The 19,769-nt window shown below is 73.6% G+C and carries 13 protein-coding genes; 6 read left to right on the top strand and 7 right to left on the bottom strand.

Annotated features, from left to right (window positions below; translation table 11 throughout):
- The first annotated feature begins 36 nt into the window (after positions 1-36).
- Positions 37-2,031, top strand: a complete 1,995-nt coding sequence (locus BT341_RS12045) for an SDR family oxidoreductase (protein ID WP_072476375.1) — start codon at positions 37-39, stop codon at positions 2,029-2,031.
- 160 nt (positions 2,032-2,191) lie between these two features.
- Positions 2,192-3,313, top strand: a complete 1,122-nt coding sequence (locus BT341_RS12040) for a coiled-coil domain-containing protein (RefSeq protein ID WP_072476374.1) — start codon at positions 2,192-2,194, stop codon at positions 3,311-3,313.
- 57 nt (positions 3,314-3,370) lie between these two features.
- On the opposite strand, the gene BT341_RS12035 is transcribed toward BT341_RS12040, so the two are convergent.
- Together BT341_RS12035 and BT341_RS12030 are read right to left on the bottom strand one after the other, a co-directional pair.
- A complete protein-coding gene (locus tag BT341_RS12035) occupies positions 3,371-4,699 on the bottom strand; it encodes an amidase (protein WP_072476373.1) in 1,329 nt (442 codons plus the stop codon).
- Positions 4,700-4,747: 48 nt separating this feature from the next.
- Complete coding sequence (locus tag BT341_RS12030; protein WP_072476372.1) at positions 4,748-5,350, bottom strand: helix-turn-helix transcriptional regulator; 603 nt, start codon at positions 5,348-5,350, stop codon at positions 4,748-4,750.
- Positions 5,351-5,574: 224 nt separating this feature from the next.
- Between BT341_RS12030 and BT341_RS12025 the strand changes: the two genes are divergently transcribed.
- Both BT341_RS12025 and BT341_RS12020 read left to right on the top strand, forming a co-directional pair.
- Positions 5,575-8,823 carry an ATP-binding protein gene (locus tag BT341_RS12025; protein WP_072476371.1) on the top strand — a complete coding sequence of 1,083 codons (3,249 nt, stop codon included), beginning with the start codon at positions 5,575-5,577 and terminating at the stop codon, positions 8,821-8,823.
- Positions 8,824-8,956: 133 nt separating this feature from the next.
- Complete coding sequence (locus BT341_RS12020) at positions 8,957-12,574, top strand: ATP-binding protein (protein WP_245804943.1); 3,618 nt, start codon at positions 8,957-8,959, stop codon at positions 12,572-12,574.
- Here BT341_RS12020 and BT341_RS12015 read toward each other — a convergent pair whose 3' ends face one another.
- The 5 genes from BT341_RS12015 to BT341_RS11995 are packed head-to-tail and all read right to left on the bottom strand — an operon-like array spanning position 12,575 to position 17,492.
- A complete protein-coding gene (locus BT341_RS12015) occupies positions 12,575-13,939 on the bottom strand; it encodes a GH1 family beta-glucosidase (protein WP_072476369.1) in 1,365 nt (454 codons plus the stop codon).
- Positions 13,936-14,751: a carbohydrate ABC transporter permease gene (locus BT341_RS12010; protein WP_072476368.1), complete on the bottom strand. Its 816-nt coding sequence runs from the start codon at positions 14,749-14,751 to the stop codon at positions 13,936-13,938. The genes BT341_RS12015 and BT341_RS12010 overlap by 4 nt, the downstream gene beginning before the upstream one ends.
- A complete protein-coding gene (locus tag BT341_RS12005; protein ID WP_072476367.1) occupies positions 14,748-15,641 on the bottom strand; it encodes a carbohydrate ABC transporter permease in 894 nt (297 codons plus the stop codon). Before BT341_RS12005 ends, BT341_RS12010 begins: the two co-directional genes overlap by 4 nt.
- Positions 15,642-15,647: 6 nt before the next feature.
- Positions 15,648-16,904, bottom strand: coding sequence for an extracellular solute-binding protein (locus BT341_RS12000; RefSeq protein WP_072476366.1), 1,257 nt, complete (start codon positions 16,902-16,904; stop codon positions 15,648-15,650).
- 9 nt (positions 16,905-16,913) lie between these two features.
- The gene (locus BT341_RS11995) at positions 16,914-17,492 is read right to left on the bottom strand and encodes a helix-turn-helix transcriptional regulator (protein WP_072476365.1); all 579 of its coding nucleotides are present in this window, start codon (positions 17,490-17,492) and stop codon (positions 16,914-16,916) included.
- A gap of 174 nt (positions 17,493-17,666) precedes the next feature.
- On the opposite strand from BT341_RS11995, the gene BT341_RS11990 reads away from it, so the two are divergent.
- Positions 17,667-18,833, top strand: coding sequence for a glycoside hydrolase family 3 N-terminal domain-containing protein (locus tag BT341_RS11990; protein WP_143168880.1), 1,167 nt, complete (start codon positions 17,667-17,669; stop codon positions 18,831-18,833).
- A gap of 52 nt (positions 18,834-18,885) precedes the next feature.
- Entirely contained in the window at positions 18,886-19,755 is an 870-nt protein-coding gene (locus BT341_RS11985) for an oxidoreductase (protein WP_072476364.1), read from the top strand.
- Positions 19,756-19,769: the final 14 nt, after the last annotated feature.

Below are 19,769 nucleotides of genomic sequence, written 5' to 3'. Positions count from 1 at the left end.
CAGGGTCAGGGCGAGGCGGCGAGAGGTGTGACGACGATGGCGACGTTCTTGGTGACCGGGGCGACCGGACTGATCGGGCGCCACTTCACCCGGCTGCTGCTCTCCCGGGCCGACGACGACCGCGTCGCGCTGCTCGTCCGCGCGTCGAGCAAGGCCAAGCTGGCCGCGCTCGTCGACCAGTGGCCGCACTCCGACCGCGTCACGCTCGTCACCGGTGACCTCGGCGAGCCGCTGCTCGGCGTGTCCGATGCCGACCGCGACGAGCTGCGCGGCGACGTCGACCACATCGTGCACCTGGCCGCCCTCTACGACCTCACCGCCGACGACGAAGCCAGCGTCAAGGCCAATGTGGACGGCACCCGCAGCGTCGTCGACCTCGCCGCCGACCTGCGCGCCGGCTGCCTGCACCACGTGTCCTCGGTGGCCGTCGCCGGTGACCACGAGGGCGTCTTCACCGAGGAGATGTTCGACGCCGGCCAGCGGCTGATCACGCCGTACCACCGGACCAAGTTCGAGGCCGAGAAGATCGTCCGCGAGCAGGACCGGGTGCCGTGGCGGGTGTACCGGCCCGCCGTCGTCGTCGGGCACTCCGAGACCGGCGAGATGGACAAGGTCGACGGCCCGTACTACCTGTTCCCCGCCATCAGCAGGCTCGCCGGCCTGCCGGACGTGCTGCCGCTCGTCGGCCCCGATCTCGGCGACACCAACATCGTGCCGGTCGACTACGTCGCCAAGGCGCTGCTGGAGCTGGTGGTCAGGCCCGGGCTCGACGGCCACGCCTTCCACCTGGTCAACCCCGAGCCGCAGCCGGTCGTCTCGGTGTACAACGCCTTCGCGCGGGCCGCGGGCGCGCCGACCATCACCGTGCAGCTCGGCGAGGGCATCTCGAAGCGGATCGTCGGGCTGGTCAAGCTGACCGAGCACATCCCCGGCGTCACCATCGCCCGCGACGCCGTGCTCGAGCGGTTCGGCATCCCGCCGGTGCTGCTGGAGACCATGGCGTTCCCGTCGGTGTTCTCCTCGGCCGAGACGCGCAAGGCACTCGCCGGCACGGTCGAGGTGCCGCGGCTGGAGGAGTACGCGCCGGCGCTGTGGCGCTACTGGCGTGAGCACCTCGACCCCTTCCGCGCGCGCAAGCACGGCCCGCGCGGCGAGCTGGACGGACGGCGGATCATCATCACCGGCGCGTCGTCGGGCATCGGCCGCGCGACCGCGCTCAAGGTCGCCGCGGCGGGCGGCGTGCCGCTGCTGGTCGCGCGGCGGCAGCACGAGCTGGAAGAGGTCCGCGACGAGATCGTCGCGGCGGGTGGCACGGCGTCGGTGTACCCGGCCGACCTCACCGACGAGGACTCGGTGCGCAAGGCCGTCGACGCGATGCTGGCCGAGCACGGCCGGATCGACATGCTGGTCAACAACGCCGGCCGGTCGATCCGCCGGTCGATCAAGCTGTCCTACGACCGGATGCACGACTACGAGCGCGCGATGGCGATCAACTACTTCGGCGCGGTCCGGCTGATCCTGGCCGTCCTGCCGCACATGTCGGGGCGGAAGTTCGGGCACATCGTGAACGTGTCGTCGATCGGCGTGCAGGGCATCGCGCCGCGCTTCTCGGCGTACGCGGCGTCGAAGGCGGCGCTGGACTACTTCTCGCGGATCGCGGCGACCGAGACGCACGGCGACGGGATCACGTTCACCACCATCCACATGCCGCTGGTGCGCACGCCGATGATCCGGCCGACGAAGATCTACGACGCGTTCCCGACGAAGTCGCCGGAACAGGCCGCGGACATGGTGATGAAGGCGCTGATCGAGCGGCCGAAGCACATCGGCACGCCTGCCGGGCAGGCGATCGGGCTGGCCTACACGCTGACGCCGGGCCTCACCGACGCCATCGCGTACCAGGGCTTCCGGATCTTCCCGGACTCCACCGCGGCGGGCGGCTCGGGCGAGCTCAAGATCGGACGTGGCGAGAAACACCTCTCGCGCGCGGCGATGGCGCTGGCCCGGCTTTCGCGCGGCTTCCACTGGTGACCGGGGCCCGGCCGCTGGTCAGCGCGGATGTCCCGCGGCGGCCGGGCGAGCCTCACGCTGCGTTTCCGGGGTGAGGCCATTCCGGCGACACGGCGACACGTGTTGGTGATTCGTTAAGCCGGACGGCGGAGGCGGACGGTCCCCGGGTACGGTCGGGCGCATGGTTCCTGAGCGCGACCCCGCCGCACCCGCCCTCAACGGCCTCCTCCCCCTCCGTCGTGAATACACGCAGGCCTGGCACGGCTTCGACCGCAACGAGGTCCGGCAGTACCTCGACCACGTCGAGGCCCAGCTGCGCCGTGTGCTCAGCGAGCGCGACGCCGCCGCCGCGCAGGCCGCCGCCGCGGCCCGTGAGCTGGAGTCGGTCCGGCAGCAGGTCGCGTCGCTCGAGGCCCGCGTCGAGGAGCTGAAGAAGCCGCCGGAGCGGCTCGAGGACCTCGACGAGCGGATGCAGCGGACGGTGACGCTCGCGCAGGCCCGCGCGGACGAGATCATCAAGCGCGCCGAGGTGGCCGCGGAGAAGACGTGGGCGTCGTCCACCGAGGCGTCGAAGAAGCTGCGTGAGCGGTACACGAAGCTGGTCGCGGAGCTGGACAAGCAGGCCGACCTGCTGCACTCCGAGCACGAGGCCGCGCTGGCGGAGACGCGCGCCGAGGTGCAGCGGCTGACCGTCGAGGCGGCCCAGCGCCGGGAGCTGCTGGACAACGAGGCGGAGCGGAAGCGGCGGAAGCTCGAGCGCGAGTTCGAGGCGTCGATGGCCGCGCAGAAGGCGGCACTGGAGAAGCACATCGCCGACCAGCGCACGGCGAGCAAGAACCAGGCCGAGCGCCGGATCGCGGAGGCGACGGCGGAAGCCAAGCGCCGGCTCGACGAAGCCACGGCGGAGGCCAAGCGCCGGCTCGACGAGGCGACCACCCAGGCGGCCCAGCGCACGACGGCGGCGAACCGCAAGGTCGAGCGGCTGGCGGAGATCCGCGAGCAGGCCCGCAAGAGCCTGGCGATGGCCGAGGACATCCTCAACCGCAGCGAGACGCACCTGGCGGCGCTGCCGGAGGAGGCGGTGATCCCGCAGGCGTCCCAGCTGGTGGGCGGCGACTCGGCGGAGGCCGCGCCGGTGGTCCCGGTGGTGCAGCCGGCGATCCCGGCGGCGGTGAAGGCCGCCGTGAAGCCCGCGCCCAAGCCGGGTAACACGCCCGCCAAGCCGAACGGCCCGGCGACCAAGCCGGCCAACGGCAACGGCGCCAAGCCGCTGTCCCCGGCGGCGGGCAAGCCGGGCTCCTGACGCACGCCGAAGCCGTGAATGCCACCTCGAGGGACGAAGGGTCCGTCAAGGTGGCATTCACGGCTTTCCGGCTGTGCGGGGCCACGGGTTCGCCGACTCCAGCTGGGCCGCCAGGCCCAGCAGCAGCGACTCGCCGCCCGGGCGGGTCACCAGCTGCACCGACGTCGGCAGGCCGGAGACCGCCGACCGGCCGATCGGGACCGTGATCGCCGGGTAGCCCGCCAGGTTCCACTGGCCGGTGAACCCCGCCAAGCGCGTCGACGGCAGGACGTTCGACAACCACCGGCGCTCGTGCCAGCGGCCCGCCTTCACCGGCCAGTGCGACAGCGTCGGCGTCATCAGCACGTCGTGGGCCGCGAAGTACTCCTCCGCCCGGGAAAGCCAGCGTTGCCGCGTCTGCTCGCGGATCAGGCCCGCCCGCAACAGCAGCCGTCCCGCGCGGACGTGGGCGCGGGTCCGCCGCTGGAAGTGGCGGACGTCGAAGTCGCGGGCCTGCTGCGCCGGGCCCGCGCACCAGCGGGCCGTCATGCCCAGCACCATCGTCGCCGGGTAGCGCGGCGCCTCCGGGGCGACCGTGTGCCCGGCCGCCGCCAGCAGGCCCGCCGCGCGCGAAACCGCCGCCACCAGCTCCTTCGGGACCGGCGTGTGCAGCAGCGGCACCGTTGTCGACATGCCGATACGCACCGGAGACGGCACAGGCACCTCCGCCAGCGAGGGCCGGTCCGCCAGCACCGAGAGCAGCAGGGCCGCGTCGGCGACCGTCGTGGCCAGCGGGCCGTGCACCGACATGCCGAACCAGCCGCCCTCCGGCAGCAGGTCCGAACCCGGCTTCAGCCCGACCAGCCCGCACATCGCCGCCGGCAGGCGGATCGAGCCGAGGCCGTCCGAGCCGTGCGCCAGCGGCACCAGCCCGGCCGCCACCGCCGCCGCGCTGCCGCCGGACGAGCCACCCGCGGCGTACGTCGGGTCCCACGGGTTGCGGGCGATGCCGTCCGGGGTGTCGCTCATCGGCCAGACGCACAGCTCCGGCACCCGCGTCAGGCCGACGAGGACCGCGCCGGCCGCCCGCAGCCGCGCCGCGATCACGCCGTCCTCGGCCGCCGGCACCGACGGCCCCGCCTGCGAACCGTGCGAAGCGAACTCGCCCGCGATCTCCGTGACGTCCTTGACCGCGACGGGCACCCCGGCCAGCGGCAGCGAAGCGAGATCCGGGCGCGCGGCCACTTCCGCGGCCTCCGCCGGCGCCTCCTCGGCCCGCACTTTGCGGAACGCGCCGACCACGCCGTCCGCCGCGGCGATCCGCTCGAGGGTTTCCCTGGTCACCTGCACCGGATCGAGGTCGCCGGCCCGCACGGAGGCCGCGATCTCTGCTGCGGTCGACACCATGATCGAGACCCTAGCCCACCGAAAGGTGACAGTGGCAAGGAAAACGTCTCAGATTGCGCCCGCCCGTAGCGCGTAGGCGACGGCGTGCGCGCGGTTGTTGAGCCCGCAGCGCGTCATCAGGCCGTAGAGGACGTTCTTCACGGTCCGCTCCGAGTAGCACAGCTTCGCCGCGATCTCCTCGGTCCCGAAGCCCTCGGCGACCAGGCGCAGCACGTCGCATTCGCGCGCGGCGAGCCCGGAGAGGGTCAGGCCGTTCGGCTCCAGGACGTCCTTGCGCATCCGCTGCACCTGGGCGAGCAGCGCGCCCTGCAGCCGCGGCGGCAGGTTCGCCGTGCCGTCGCCCGCGGCGAGCACCGCCGTCACCAGCTCGGCGCCGCCCGTCTCCCGGCGCGGCAGGATCGCCACGACGCCGCACTCCAGCACCGACATCAGATCGCTCTCGCGGAAGTGCTCGACGACCAGCACGACGTGCGACGCCTTGGCCGCACGGATCTCGCCGAGCACGGCCTCGGTGACGTGGTCCTCCATCACCAGCAGCACGTCGGGCACGAGGTCGGTGACCCGGACGTCGGGATGGGCGTCCAGGAGGCTCACCGCGCCGGCGTGGGTGATCGGGTCCGAGGCGAGGACGGCCACTTCGACGGGCTTCATGGACGCAGTGTGGACGGCGCGTCTTCACGCCTTCCCTATTCCGTCTTCACGCCCGTGAAGGCTCGTCGCCCCGCAGCGTCGCGCACGCCGGCCGCGCCGCGGAACCCCGGCGGTGCGCCGTTGCCCGAATGTCCGCCATCCTTGCCTGCCGGTTCACGAGGTCCGCGTATGCTCACGTCAGGCATCCGGCGCGTGACGGTTCGTCAGCGCAGAAAGGGAGATCGATGTCGGCTGCGGACGGCTCCGCACCGAGACTCCAGCTGCTCGGCCCGGTGAAGGCCTGGCAGGGCGAAACGGAGCTCGACCTCGGCTCCGCGCACCGTCGGACGGTTCTCGCCGCGTTGGCGATGAACCCGCACCGCACGGTATCGCGCGAGGAGCTGATCGACGCCGTCTGGGGTGAGGCGCCGCCGCAGAGCGCGCAGGGCTCGATCTACACCTACGTCTCCGGGCTGCGGCGCGCGCTGGAACCCGGGCGCGCCAAGGGCGAAGGCCCGCAGCTGCTCGCGTCGATCGGGTCCGGCTATTCGCTCCGGCTCGACCCCGAGGCGATCGACGTCCACCGGTTCGAAGCGCTGCGGGAGCTCGCGCAGCGCAAGCAGTCGGCCGGAGATCCGCGCGGGGCCCGGGAAATCCTCGACGACGCCCTGGATCTCTGGCACGGCGTCCCGCTGTCCGGCCTGCCGGGGCCGTTCGCCGCCGCGCAGCGCGCCCGGCTGGCCGAGGTGCGGCTGGCCACGATCGAGCGGCGCGCCGAACTGGTGCTGGAGTCCGGCGGGCACGCCGAGCTCGTCGCCGAGCTGACCGCGCTGACCCGCGAACACCCGTTGCGCGAAACCTTGCGTGGCCTGCTCATGCGGGCACTGGCCCGCGCCGACCGGCGGACCGAGGCGATCGCCGTCTACACCGACCTGCGCGACCGGCTCGTCGAGTCCGCCGGCACCGAGCCCGGTCCGGCGCTGCGGCGGCTGCACGAGCAGCTGCTGGAAAAGCCCGCGCCGGCCCCGAAACCGATCCCGTCCGTGCGCGTGACGCGGATGCCGGTCCCGTCACCGCCGGACCGCGCCGACGTCTTCGTCGGCCGGGAGAGCGAGCTGGCGCGGCTGCGCGAAGCCGTCGCCGCGCTCGGCGAAGGCACCGGGCACTCCCTGTGGCTCGAAGGCGAGCCGGGCAGCGGCCGCACCGCGCTGCTGGCGGAACTGCTCGCCATGGCCGCGGACTTCCGGCCCGCGTTCGCCGCGGCGGACGCGCTCGACCAGCGGTTCGCCCTGCGGCCGCTGCTCGACGCGCTCGGCGTGCACCCGCGGGCGGACGACGAGCGCCGCGCGAACCTGGCCGTCCGGCTGGCCGAGCCCGGCGAGGACCCCGTCGACGGCCTGCTCGGGCTGGTCCGCGAGCTGTGCGCGGAAGGCCCGCTGGTGCTCGCGGTCGACGACCTGCAGTGGGCCGACGACACGACGTTGCGCGTCTGGCGGTACCTGAGCCGCGAGACGCGGGAGCTGCCGCTGCTGCTCGCCGGCGCGTGCCGGCCGGTGCCGCGCCCGGCGGCGCTCGAACAGCTGCGAGCCAAACTCGACAACGATGTCACCACCGTCCTCGTGCTGCCGCCGCTGACCGAAGCCGACACGCACGAGCTCGCCACCGAGCTGGTGGGCGCGCCACCCGGCCCGGGCCTGCGGACGCTGATCTCCTACGGCTCGGGAAACCCGCGCTACACCCGGGAAATCGTCGAGACGCTGCTGGCGCAGTCGATGATCGTGCTCGACGGCGTGCACGCGCACCCCGACGGCGACTCGTGCCACAGCATCCCGGCGCCGCTGGGCTCGCGCGTCACGCTGTACCTGAGCTTCCTGTCCAGCGGCACCCGGGACACGCTGCGGTGGGCCGCGCTGCTGGGCCGCGAGTTCTCGTTGTCGGACATCGCCGTCGCCACCGAGCGGCCGCCGACGGCGCTGGTCGGCGCGGTCGACGAAGCGATCACGTCCGGGGTGCTCGTCGAGTCGGGTGACCGGCTGGCGTTCCGGCACCCGCTGGTGCGCCGCGTGCTCTACGAGAAGACGCCCGCGGCGATGCGGGTGGCGCTGCACCGGCAGCTGGCCGAGGCGTTCGCCGCTGCCGGCGCGCCCGCCGCCCGCGTCGCCGAACAGCTCGCCGCCGCGCCCGCGCAGGTCGACCCGTGGGTGACGGCGTGGCTGCTGGAGAACATCGGCACGGTCGCCGCCGAAACCCCGCGGACGGCCGTCGACCTGCTGCGGCACGCCGTCACCCAGGGCACGCTGCCGCCGGACGCGCGGGAGACGCTGACCGCGACGCTCGCCCGGCTGCTGTTCTGGCTCGGCCGGGAACCCGAGGCCGAAGCGCGCTCGGTCGTCGCGCGGACGTCCGATCGCACGCGCGCGGCCGAGATGCGCTGGATCCTCGCCTACGTCCACTACCGGCGCGGTGACTTCGCCGAGGCGACCGCCAAGCTGAAACGGACCCTCGACGACACCGGCGTCCCGGAGATGTGGCGGGGACGGCACGAGTCCCTGCTGGCCACGCTGGAGAAGCTCGGCGAAGACACCGTCCTGGCGCCGGCCGGGCTGCACCCGCTGGAGGACGCGGCGCTGGTCGTGCCGCCCATCGACAGCCTCGGCGAAGCCGCCGAACCCCTCGAAGCCGCCCGGCGGATCGCCGCGACCCGCGCGGTCCCGGGCGAGACGCACCTCGCCGGCGCGGTGCACTACTACTGGCTGGGCCGCTGGCCGGAGGCGCTGGACGAGCTGGACGCGGTGACTCGCGACGGCGCGGAGACGGCGTCGTACGTGGTGCGCGGTCCCGGTCCGGCGTTGCTGGTCCACGGCGTCGGCGCGCTGATCGCCGGGCACCGCGGCGAAGTCGTCCTGGCGAGGACGCACCTCGACGCGGCAGGCCGTGAGCAGTGGCCGCCGGACCTCGGGCCCGGCGGCGGTTTCGTGCTCGCGGCGCGGGCGCTGCTGGCCGAGCAGGACGGGCGTCCGGAGGCGGCGCTGGCCGCGTTGCTGCCGCTGCTGGAGGACGACCACCCGGCCGCCGCGCGCCACCAGTTGCTGCCGGACCTGGCGCGGCTCGCTCGGCAACTCGGCGACAGCGAGCGGGCGCGGGAAGCGCTGCGCGTGCTGGAGCCCGGTGGCGAGGTCCCGCTCGCGCGGGCGGCGGCCGCCGCGCACTGCCGTGGCCTGGTCACCGGCGACCCGCAACCGGTGCTGACGGCGGTTTCCCACTACCGGGCGGCGGGCCGGCTGCTGAACCAGGCCAAGGCGACCGAGGACGCGGCGATCCTGCTGGCGGAGTCGGGTTCGCTCACCGAGGCCCGCACGGCGTTCCGGGCCGCGCTGACGGCGTACACCGGGATGGGCGCGGTGTGGGACGTGCGCCGCGCGGAGAGCCGGATGCAGCCGTTCGGCATCCGGCGCGCGGGTTCGGCCCGGCCGCGGCTCGTCGCCGGCGAGTAGGCCCGGCTTCCCGGCCGGCCAAGGGTCGTGAGGCCGGCGCGCAACCCGGGGCGGGGTTGCCGCGTCGGTAAGGTCAGCAAGGGATGTCCCTGGGGCAGGGGTCTGGGGTCCGAACCCCAGAGGGGACGGCGCGATGCCAGAAGGCGCGGGTCTGCGGGTGGGCTTGCTCGGCCCCCTGCGGGCGTGGCGCGGGACGGCCGAGATCGGCCTCGGTCCCGCTCGTCAGCGCGCGATCTTCGCCGTCCTCGCCGTCAACGCCGGTCGTCCGGTCCCCCGCGCCGAGCTGATCGACGGCGTCTGGGGTGACTCCGCGCCCGCGAGCGTCGAGGGCAGCGTCCACACCTACGTCTCGGGCCTGCGGCGGGCGCTCGAACCGGGCCGGTCACGCTGGTCCGCCGCCAGCGTCCTGGTCTCGGATCCTGCGGGGTATTCGCTGCGGCTGGACGAAGGCGCGCTCGACGCGGCCGTTTTCGAACAGCACCGCGAACGCGCGCAGGAGCTGCTCGACCGGGGTGATCCGCGGGCGGCGGTCACCGAGTTCGACGCGGCCCTCGCGCTCTGGCAGGGTGAAGCGCTTTCGGGGGTGCCCGGCGGGTTCGCCGAGCGGCACCGCGAGTACCTCGCCGAGCTGCGGCTGGACACGCTCGAACGGCGGGCCCGCGCGCTGCTGGCGCTCGGCGCGCACCTCGACCTCGCGCCCGAGCTGGCGGTGCTGGCCGGTGCACACCCGCTGCGGGAGTCGCTGCGCGAGTCGCTCATGCTCGCCCTCTACCGCAGCGGACGGCCCGCCGACGCCCTCGACGTCTTCCGCGACGCCCGCGCCACCCTGGTCGCCGAGCTCGGCGTCGAACCAAGCCCGGCGCTGCAGCGGCTGCACCAGCAGATCCTCGCCCAGGACCCGGCGCTCGACGCGCCCGCGGTCCCGGTCGAGGTCACCGCGCACCGGCTCTACGGCCGGGAAGCCGAAACGGCGAAGCTCGCCGAGCTCGTCGCCGGCGTGCGGGCCGGGCGCGGCCGGGCCGTCTGGATCGAAGGCGAGGCCGGCATCGGCAAGTCCGAGCTGCTCACCAGCTCGCTGCCGGACGGCCCCGGCTTCCAGCGGCTCTGGGCGGCGGCCGACGAGCTGAGCACCCGGTTCCCGCTGCAGGTGATGCTGGAGTGCCTGGCGATCGACGCCGGTTCACCGGACCCGCGGCGCGCGCGGGTGGCGCACGAACTCGCGGGCGAAGGCCCGGCGCGGCGCAGCCGGTGGCCCGCCGACCCCGTGCCCGGCGCGGTCGACCGGCTGCTGGCCCTGGTCGACGAGCTGTGCGCGGACTCGCCGCTGGTGCTGGTGGTCGACGACCTGCAGTGGGCGGACGAGGCGTCCGTGCTGGTCTGGCACCGCCTGTGCGCGGCGACCCGCCAGCTGCCGCTGCTGCTGGTGGCCGCGACCCGGCCGGCGCCCGGCCGCGCCGAGCTCGCCCAGCTGCGGCGCGGGGTCCAGGCGCGTGACGGCGTCGTGCTCGACCTCGCGCCGCTGACCGGCGAAGATGTCGGACGGCTGATCGAGGACCAGATCGGCGCGGCACCCGGGCCCGGCCTGCGCGAGCTGGCCGCCCGCGGTGCCGGGAACCCGCTGTACGTCAAGGAAATGGTCGACGTCCTGCTGCGCGCGGGCGCGGTCGAGGTGCGCGGCGGCGAAGCCGACGTCGACGACCCGGCGGAGTTCGAGGCGCCGCCGTCGCTGGTCGCCGCCGTCGACCGGCGGCTCGGCTTCCTCCCGGACCGGACGCAGGAAGTGCTGCGCTGGGGAGCGCTGCTGGGCATGGAGTTCGCCGTCGGGGACATCGCCGCGGTGCTGGGCACGCGGCCGTCGGACCTGCTGGAGCCGCTCGAAGAAGCCGTCGCGGCGAACGTCCTGATCGACACCGGGACGCAGCTGGCGTTCCGGCACCCCCTGCTGCGCCAGGCGCTCTACGACCGGCTGCCGTCCGGGACGCGGGCGGCGCTGCACCGGCAGGCGGCCGAAGCGCTCGCCGGGATCGGCGCGCCGGTCAAGCGGGTCGCCGAGCAGCTGGTCGCCGCCCCGGCCACAGTGGACGAATGGGTGCTGGACTGGCTCGCCGCGCACCACGCGGCCGTGTCGAACCGGGCGCCGCTGATCGCCGTCGAGCTGCTGGAGCGGGCACTGGCGGCGGGAGCGGGACCGCGGCGCGAGGTCCTGCTGGTGGCGCTGGTCAAGGTGCTGTTCCGGCTGGAGCGCGACCCGGAAAGCCTGGCGCGGCAAGCCCTTGACGTGGCCACCGAGCCCGACGCGGCCGAGGAGATGCGGCACATCCTCGCGGCGCTGCGGCACCGCCGTGGCGACACCGGAGGCGCGGTCGCGACGCTGGCCGCGTCGGTCGACGACCCGGCCGTGCCCGAGCTGTGGCGGGTCAAGCACCGGCAGCTGCTGGCGAACTTCCGCCGTGGCGATCTGTCCGATCTGGACGCGGCGGAAAAGGCGGCGCACGAGACGAAGGCGCTCGCCGGCGGGGACCGGTACCTGACCGCGCACGCGCTGCAGACGTTGTGGCTGGTGGATTCGGTCCGGCGCGAGCACGACAGCGCGCTGGCGCACGTCGACGCGGCGATCGAGGCCGTCGGCGACGAACCCGAGCTGGCCGACCTGCACCTCGACCTGCTCGACAACCGCGTGTTCACCCTGCAGAACCTCGACCGCCTGGCCGAAGCGGACGCGGCGCTGCGCGCGGCAGGCGACGTCGCGACGCGGCACGCGATGCCGGTCGGGCTGCAGGTGTCGGCCGCGGTGCACCGGTACTGGGAGGGCCGCTGGGACGAGGCGCTGGTCGAGCTGGACACGGTCACCGAGGACGGCCCGGCGATCACGTTCTACGGCCTGCGCGAGCCGGGCCCGGCGGCGCTGCTGCTGCACGGCGTCGCGGCGCTGATCGCGGGCCGCCGAGACGACCGCGCGCAGGCCGCGGCCCACCTCGACGCGGCGGAGGCGTACGCCCCGGCGACCGGCGCCGAGCGCGAAAGCTTCGACTTCCTGCTGGTCGCGGACGCGCTCGCGGCCGAGCAGCGCGGCGACCGGGCCCGCGCGCTGACCGTCCTCGAGCCGATCCTGAACCCGACGTACGCGCAGATGATGCTGCGGCACCAGTGGCTCCCGGCGTTCGTCCGGCTGGCGATGGAGCAGGACGACGTCGCCCGCGCCCGGCGCGCGCTCGCGGTGTGCGAGGAGGAGGCGGCGAAGGAGCGACGTCCGGCGCGGGCACACGCGGCGGCGTCGTGGTGCCGCGGGCTGATCGAGGCGGACCCGGCGGCGGTACTGGCGACGGCGGAGCACTTCCGCGCGGTCGGCCGGCGCCCGGAACTGGCGTCGGCGCTGGAGGACGCGGCGGTGCTGCTGGCCCGCGCGGGCCGGCTGGACGCGGCGCACGCGGCGTTCGAGGAGGCGGCCGAGCTGTACACGGCGCTGGGGGCACGCTGGGACCTGCGCCGGGCGGAGACGCGCTTGCGCCGCCTCGGGGTCCGCCGGGGCGCGCTCTTCGCGCCGGTCCGGCCGGGCCACGGCTGGGAGTCGCTGACGCCGATCGAGGTCCGGATCGCGAGCCTGGTGGCGGAGGGCCGGTCGAACCCGGAGATCGCGGCGGAGCTGTCGCTGCCGCGCCGGACCGTGCAGGCGCACGTGACGAGGTTGCTGGGCAAGCTGGAGACGCCGTCCCGCTCCGGCGTCGCCGACGCCTTCCGGCAGCGGCCCTGACTACTCCGGCAGCGCGTTGGCCCTGGCGACCCGGCCCAGGAACCGGCCCGAGTCCTTGACCGTCCGGACCTGCGTCTCGAAGTCCACGTGGATCAGGCCGAACCGTTGCGTGTAGCCCATCGCCCACTCGAAGTTGTCCAGCAGCGACCACGCGAAGTACCCGCGGACGTCGGCTCCGGCGCGGATCGCGGCGTGGACCGCGTGGAGGTGTTCCAGGAAGTAGTTCACCCGGGCCGCGTCGTGCACCCGGCCGGACACCACCTTGTCCACGAAGGACGCACCGTTCTCGGCGACCACCAGGGGCAGGCCGGACTCCGCGGAAAGCCGCTCCAGCAGCGAAGTGAGCGTCGACGGGGACTGCTCCCAGCCGAACGCCGTGAGCGGGCCGGCCCCGGGGAGCACGTCCAGTCCCCGCAGCCCCGGCAACGGGCAGTTGCTCGGTGCCAGCGGGTCGGCCAGCGGCGTGACGCGGGCCGGCGCGTAGTAGTTCACCCCCAGCCAGTCGATCGCCGCCGCGATGGTGTCCGTGTCGCCGTCGCGCACCGACGCCGCGAACCGGCCGCCGTGCCCGGCCACGTCCGCCAGCACGTCCGGCGGGTAGCCGCGGCCGAGCACGGGGTCGAGGAAGAATCGGTTGTGGATGCCGTCGAACTTCCGTGCCGCCTCCAGGTGCGCCGGGGACGTGCCGTCCGGCAGGGCCGGGGCGAAGTTCAGGGCCAGCGAGAACTCGTGCCCGGGCCGCGCCCGCGACGTCAGCGCCCGCGTCGCCAGCCCGTGCGCGAGCAGCAGGTGGTGCGCCGCGACCAGTGCCGTGTCGTAGTCCTGGACGCCCGGCGCGTGCACCCCGCTGCCGTAGCCCAGGAACGCCGCGCAGAACGGCTCGTTGATCGTCGTCCACTGGTCCACGCGGTCGCCCAGCGCGTCGTGGACCACGACCGCGTACTCGGCGAACCGGGAAGCCGTGTCACGCAGCGGCCAGCCGCCCGCGTCCTCCAGCGCCTGCGGCAGGTCCCAGTGGTACAGCGTGAGCACCGGCACGACGTCGCGGCGCAGCAGCTCGTCCACGAGCCGGTCGTAGAACGCGAGCCCCGCGGCCGACGGTGTCCGGCCGTCCGGCATGACCCGCGGCCACGCCACCGAAAACCGGTAGGCGCCCAGCCCCAGGTCCGCCAGCAGGCCGATGTCGGCCGCGTACCGGTGGTAGTGGTCGCAGGCGATCTCGCCGGAGGCGCCGCCGGCCACCTTGCCGGGCACCGCCGCGAACGTGTCCCAGACCGACGGTCCGCGGCCGCCTTCCCGCACCCCGCCTTCGACCTGGTAGGACGCGGTCGCCGCGCCCCACAGGAAGCCCGTCGGAAAGGTCATCCCGGCGCTCCTTTCAGGATCCCCCGCACGATGTGGCGGCCCAGCAGCAGGAACAGCGCGATGACGGGCACGACACCCAGCGTCGCGCCGGTGAGCATGAGCGCGTAGTCGGTGTAGTACCCGCTGGCCAGCTGCGAAAGCGCGACCTGCACGGTCGGCGTCTCGTTCGGGTCGAGCACCACCAGCGGCCAGAAGTAGTCGTTCCAGGCGGCCAGGAACGTGAGCATCGCGAGCACCGCGGCCGCCGGGCGCAGCGCGGGCACCGCCACGTGCCAGTAGGTGCGCAGGATCGAGCAGCCGTCGACGGTCGCGGCGTCGACGAGGTCGGCGCCGATCGCGTTCTCGCACGCCTGGCGCATCCAGAACACGCTGAACGCGCTGAGCAGGCCCGGCACGATCACCGCCTCCAGCCGCCCGTACCAGCCGAGGTCGCCGACCACCAGGTACAGCGGGATGACCCCGAGCTGCGCCGGCACCATCGCCGAGCCCACCACCAGCAGGAACAGCGTGTTGCGGCCCGGGAACCGCAGCCGGGCGAAGGCGAACCCGGCGAGGCTCGCCAGCACCACGTTGGACACCGTGACCGTGCCCGCGACGATCAGCGAGTTGCCCAGCGCCGCCCAGAAGTCGACGGCGGCGAAGACCCGGCGCACGTTCTCGGCGAGGTGGCCGCCCGGCAGGAGCAGCGGCGACGTCTCACCGATCGCCGAGTTGTCCCTGGTGGACACCACGTACGACCAGTACAGCGGGAAGATCGACGCGCCGAGCACGCCGGCCAGCAGCGCGTAGACCCAGCCGCCGGGGCGTCTCACGCCGACCTCACGAACCGGCGCACCAGCCGGTAGTTGACCAGCGCGAAGCCCGCGCAGAGCACGAACAGCACCCACGTCAGCGCGGCCGCGTAACCGGCGTCGAAGTGCGTGAAGCCCTTCTCGTACAAGTACATCACGAGCGTCTGGAACTGGCGGTCGTTGCCGCCGGCGGCGTCCGATCCGCCGCCGAACAGCTGCGGCTCGGCGAACAGCTGCAGTCCGTTGACCGTGCCGGCGATCGCGGTGAACGCCAGCGCGGGCCGGATGCCGGGCACGGTGATCGACCAGAACGTCCGCCACCGCGAGGCGCCGTCGAGCGCGGCGGCCTCGTACAGCTCGCCGGGAACCGCCTGCATCGCGGCCAGGTAGATCAGCGCGTTGTAGCCGGTCCAGCGCCAGAGCACCATCGACGCCACCGCCAAGTGCGACGACCACGTGGTCGCCTGCCAGTTCACGGGCCCGACGCCGAACCAGCCCAGGACTTCGTTGACGACGCCGTAGTCGCGGCCGAACAGCTGCCCGAACACGAGCCCGACCGCGACGACGGACACGACGTTCGGCAGCAGGACGCCGGTGCGCCACCAGGTCGCGCCGCGCAGCGGCCGGTCGAGCAGCGCCGCGACGCCCAGCGCCAGCAGGAACTCCGGGACCGCGGCGAGCAGGAAGATCCCGACGGTGTTGGCGAGCGCGTTGTAGAAGTGCGGGTCGGTGAGCAGGTCGCCGTAGTTCGCGAGACCGAGGTAGCCCTGGTCGCCCTCGAGCAGGTTCCAGTCGTGCAGCGACACCCACGCCGTGTACAGCAGCGGGAAGGCGCCGAAGACGACGAAGAGCGCGAAGAAGGGCGCGACGAGCAGGAACGGGGTGACCCTGCGGTCGAAGCGAGCGAGCACGCGCGGCTACTTCAGCACGGCTTGCGCCTGCCGGACGGCGTCCGCCCAGGCCTGGTCGACCCCCTCGGTCCGGTCTTCGATCCGCCCGAGTGCGCGGCCGAACTCGGGCCGGACGTCGGCGTCGCGCAGGCCGCGGTAGTTGGGCCGCAGCCGGTCGGCGGAAGCGGCGAAGATCCGGCCGATCGGCGCGTCCCCGAAGTACGGGTCGGTGTGCGCGACGACCTGCGGGTCCGTGTAGACCGAGGGTTCGCTGGGCAGGATGCCGTCGGAGAGGAACAGCTTCTTCTGCTGTTCCGGCGCGGTAAGCCAGCGCGCGAGCTCGTACGCCTCCTTCGGGTGCTCGCTCTGCTTCGGCACGGCCAGGAACGAGCCGCCCTGGTTGCCGCTCTTGCCGGGCACGGTCGTGACGTCCCACTTGCCGCGGTTGGCGTCGCCGCCGGCTTCCTTGATCTGGCTGAGCATCCAGGCCGGGCAGGCGACGGTCGCGAAGGTGCCTTGCTTGATCGCGACGTTCCAGGCCTGCGTGAACGTCGTGGCGGCCGCCGTCTGGCCCTTCGCGGCGATGCCGCCGGAAAGGAAGAACGCGTTGCGCACGCTGGGATTGCGGTCGCCGATGAAGGAGTCGTCGGCCGCGGAGAAGTAGTTCTCCGGCGACTGGTTGAGCATCGCGGTGTAGACCGTGCCCGCGGAGTCGGCGAACTTCACCTCCGGCGTCCGGCTCGTGAACCGCTCGGCGGTGGCCGCGTAGGCGTCCCAGTCCGGCATCAGCTTCGCGACCTCGTCCCGGTCGGCCGGCAGGCCCGCGGCCTGGAACAGGTCACGCCGGTAGCACAGCGCCAGGCTGCCCATGTCGGTGCCGAGCCCGAGGACGAACGCGCCGTCGGTACCTTGCGCCCACTTCCACGGCGCCCACTGGTGTTCGAGGTCGCGGGCGCCGTAGGCGGCGAGGTCGGCGAACTTGTCCTTCGCCTTGCGGTAGCGCGGTATGTACTGCTCTTCGATCGCGACGACGTCGGCGGCGCCGCGGCCGGTGGCCAGCTGCGTCGCGAGGCCCTTGTGGTGGGTGTCGAAGTCGGTGACGCGGTTCTGCACCGTGATCTCGGGATGCAGCTTGTGGTACTCGGCGAGCAAGGGCGCGTAGCCGAACTCGCCGAAGGTGGCGATGGTGAGCTTCGTCCCGCCGCCGGCGTCACCCGGGCCGCAGGCGGCGAGCAGGACCAGCGCGGCGGCCGCGGCGGCGGTCCGGCGGACGATCGGGCGCAACGGGCTTCCTCAGATCACACCGGCCCGCACGGCGTAGGCGACCGCGTGCGGCCGGTTGCGCAGGTTGAGCCGGTTGGTCATGGCGTAGATGACGTTCTTCACGGTCCGCTCGGAGTAGCAGAGCTTGCCCGCGATCTCGGCAGTGTCCCAGCCTTCGGCCATCAAGCGAAGCACATCCACCTCGCGCGGCGTCAGCGCCGCCGACGCGCCTTCGTTCGCCAAGGCTTCGACCTGGTCGCGCAACGGCGTGGTGCGGCCCCGCGCGGCGGCGAGGACGCTGCCGGTGAGCCGGTCGAGCGCGGTCCGCGGCAGTACCGCCGAGACGTGGCACTCGGCGAGCAGGGCGACGTGCCCGGGGTCGACATGCCCGGCGACCAGCACGATCGCGGCCGGCGACTCGGCGGACGCGGCCCGCAGCGCGGCGATCACCTCGCGGTCGACCTGGCCGGCGGCGAACACGAGCACGGCGGCCTCGGCCCGGCGGGCACGCGGCAGGACCAGCAGCTCCGGCCGGGACTTCAGGTGGTTGGTCAGCCCCGTGAGCGCGATCGGGTCCGACGCCCACGCCGCCACTCGCACCTGGTCCATCGAGCCTCCTGCCCCGTCCGGTTTTCCTGGTGCCGCCAGTCTGCTGAGGCGGGCTTCACGAATTCTCTAACCGTCCTCACGGCCTTCTTCACGTCGTGAAGCCAGGCCGTCGGCTACCGTCGAAGGCACGCCGACGAGCCGAAGGGACCGATGAACCGCCGACGTGGGGCCGCCATGGGGGTGGCGTTGTGCATCTTGGTCGTGAGTTCCCTGGTCACGGGGTGCCGGGCCGGGACCGTGTCCGGGCTGGCGATCCCCCGGTCCCCGGTTGCGCCACCGTCTTCGTCGTCGTCCTCACCGCCTTCTTCACCGCGGCCGTCCGCCCCGACGTCGAGCCTCACCCGGCCCGGCGACTGCGCGGCGCTGGTCACCGGCTTGGACGTGCGGCGGCAGGTCGCGCAGCTGGTCGTCGTCGGGGTTTCCGGCGACGACCCGGGTGCCGCGGTGTCGCTGGTGCGTGACCACCAGGTCGGCGGGATCTTCGTCGGCGGTAACGCAACAGCGTTGTTGAAAGATCGTTCCCTGGACGCGGTCCAGGCCGCGGCGCGGCTGCCGGTGGCGGTTTCGGTCGACGAAGAAGGCGGCCGCGTCCAGCGCATCGACGACCTCGACGGCGACATCCCGTCAGCCCGCGAAATGGCCGCGACGAAGTCGCCCGCCGAGGTCCGCGCGCTCGCCGCCGAGCGGGGACGCCGGCTGCGTGCGCGCGGCGTCACCGTCGACTTCGCGCCGGACACCGACGTCACGGACGCGCCGGACGACGACGTCATCGGCGACCGCTCCTTCAGCCCCGACCCGGACCGCGTGAAGACGTACGCGACGGCGTTCGCCGAGGGCCTGCGCGACGCGGGGATCCAGCCGGTGCTGAAGCACTTCCCCGGCCACGGCCACGGCTCCGGCGACTCCCACAAGGGCACGGTCGTGACACCGCCGCTGGCGAAGCTGCGGGAAGTCGACCTGGTGCCTTACCGCGGGCTCGCGGACTACGGGCCGGTCGCGATCATGGTCGGCCACCTCGACGTACCCGATCTGACGAACGGTGTTCCCGCTTCGGTGTCGCCGGCCGCGTACCGGCTGCTGCGGGAGGAGTTCGCGTTCACCGGCGTCGCCGTGACCGACGACCTCGGGGCGATGAAGGCGATCACGGCGCAGTATCCGCTGCCCGACGCGGTTCTGAGGGCCCTGCAGGCCGGAGCGGACGAGGCGTTGTGGTCGTCCGGCGGCCGGGTGACCGAGGTGCTGGACCGGCTGGTCAAGGCCGTCGAGACCGGTGAGCTGCCGAGGGCGCGGGTGCAGGAGTCCGTCACGCGGGTACTCCGCAGCAAGGGCGCCTGCGGCTGAGCTTGCCTAAGCTGTCCCGTGGCACGGCACCCACCTCGACGCGAGGAGCGGCATGGCGAACCTGGGCGGCACCTTCACCCTCGGCGGCGAACGACCGGTGACGCGCATGGGGTACGGCGCCATGCAGCTGGCCGGCCCCGGCGTCTGGGGGCCGCCGCGCGACCACGACACCGCCGTCGCCGTGCTGCGCGAGGCCGTCGACGCGGGCGTCACCCACATCGACACCAGTGACTACTACGGCCCGCACACCGTGAACGCCCTGATCAAGGAGGCACTCCACCCGTACCCGGAGTCGCTGACGATCGTCACGAAGGTCGGCGCACGGCGTTCGCCCGACAAGGGCTGGCCGCCCGCGCTGTCGCGCGAAGACCTCACCCAGGCGGTGCACGACAACCTGCGCAACCTCGGTGCCGACGTGCTCGACGTCGTCAACCTGCGGCTCAGCAACGCCGCCGGTGACTACCCCGTGCCGATGTCGCTCGCCGAGCCGTTCGGGGTGCTCGCCGAGCTGCGGGAGCAGGGGCTGATCCGGCACCTCGGCGTCAGCCACGTCAGCGCGGAGCAGCTCGAGGAGGCGAAGGCGATCGCGCCGGTCGTCTGCGTGCAGAACCAGTACAACCTGGCGCACCGCGAAAACGACGCCCTCGTCGACCAGTGCGCCGCCGAGGGCATCGCCTTCGTGCCGTACTTCCCGCTCGGCGGGTTCAGCCCGCTGCAGTCCGGGCGGCTCGACGACTGCGCCGCCCGGCTCGGCGCGACGCCGATGCAGGTCGCGCTGGCCTGGCTGCTGCACCGGTCACCGTCGATGCTGCTGATCCCGGGCACGTCGTCGCCGGGGCACCTGCGCGAGAACCTCGCCGCGGCCTCGCTCGAACTTCCCGCGGACGTGCTGGCCGATCTCGACCGCATCGGCGCCGCTTGATCGCTACGCTGAGC

The sequence above is a fragment of the Amycolatopsis australiensis genome (assembly GCF_900119165.1).
Classification (GTDB): Bacteria; Actinomycetota; Actinomycetes; order Mycobacteriales; family Pseudonocardiaceae; genus Amycolatopsis; species Amycolatopsis australiensis.
Note: the sequence above shows the minus strand (reverse complement) of the source record. Positions and strands in the feature narration are given on the sequence as shown.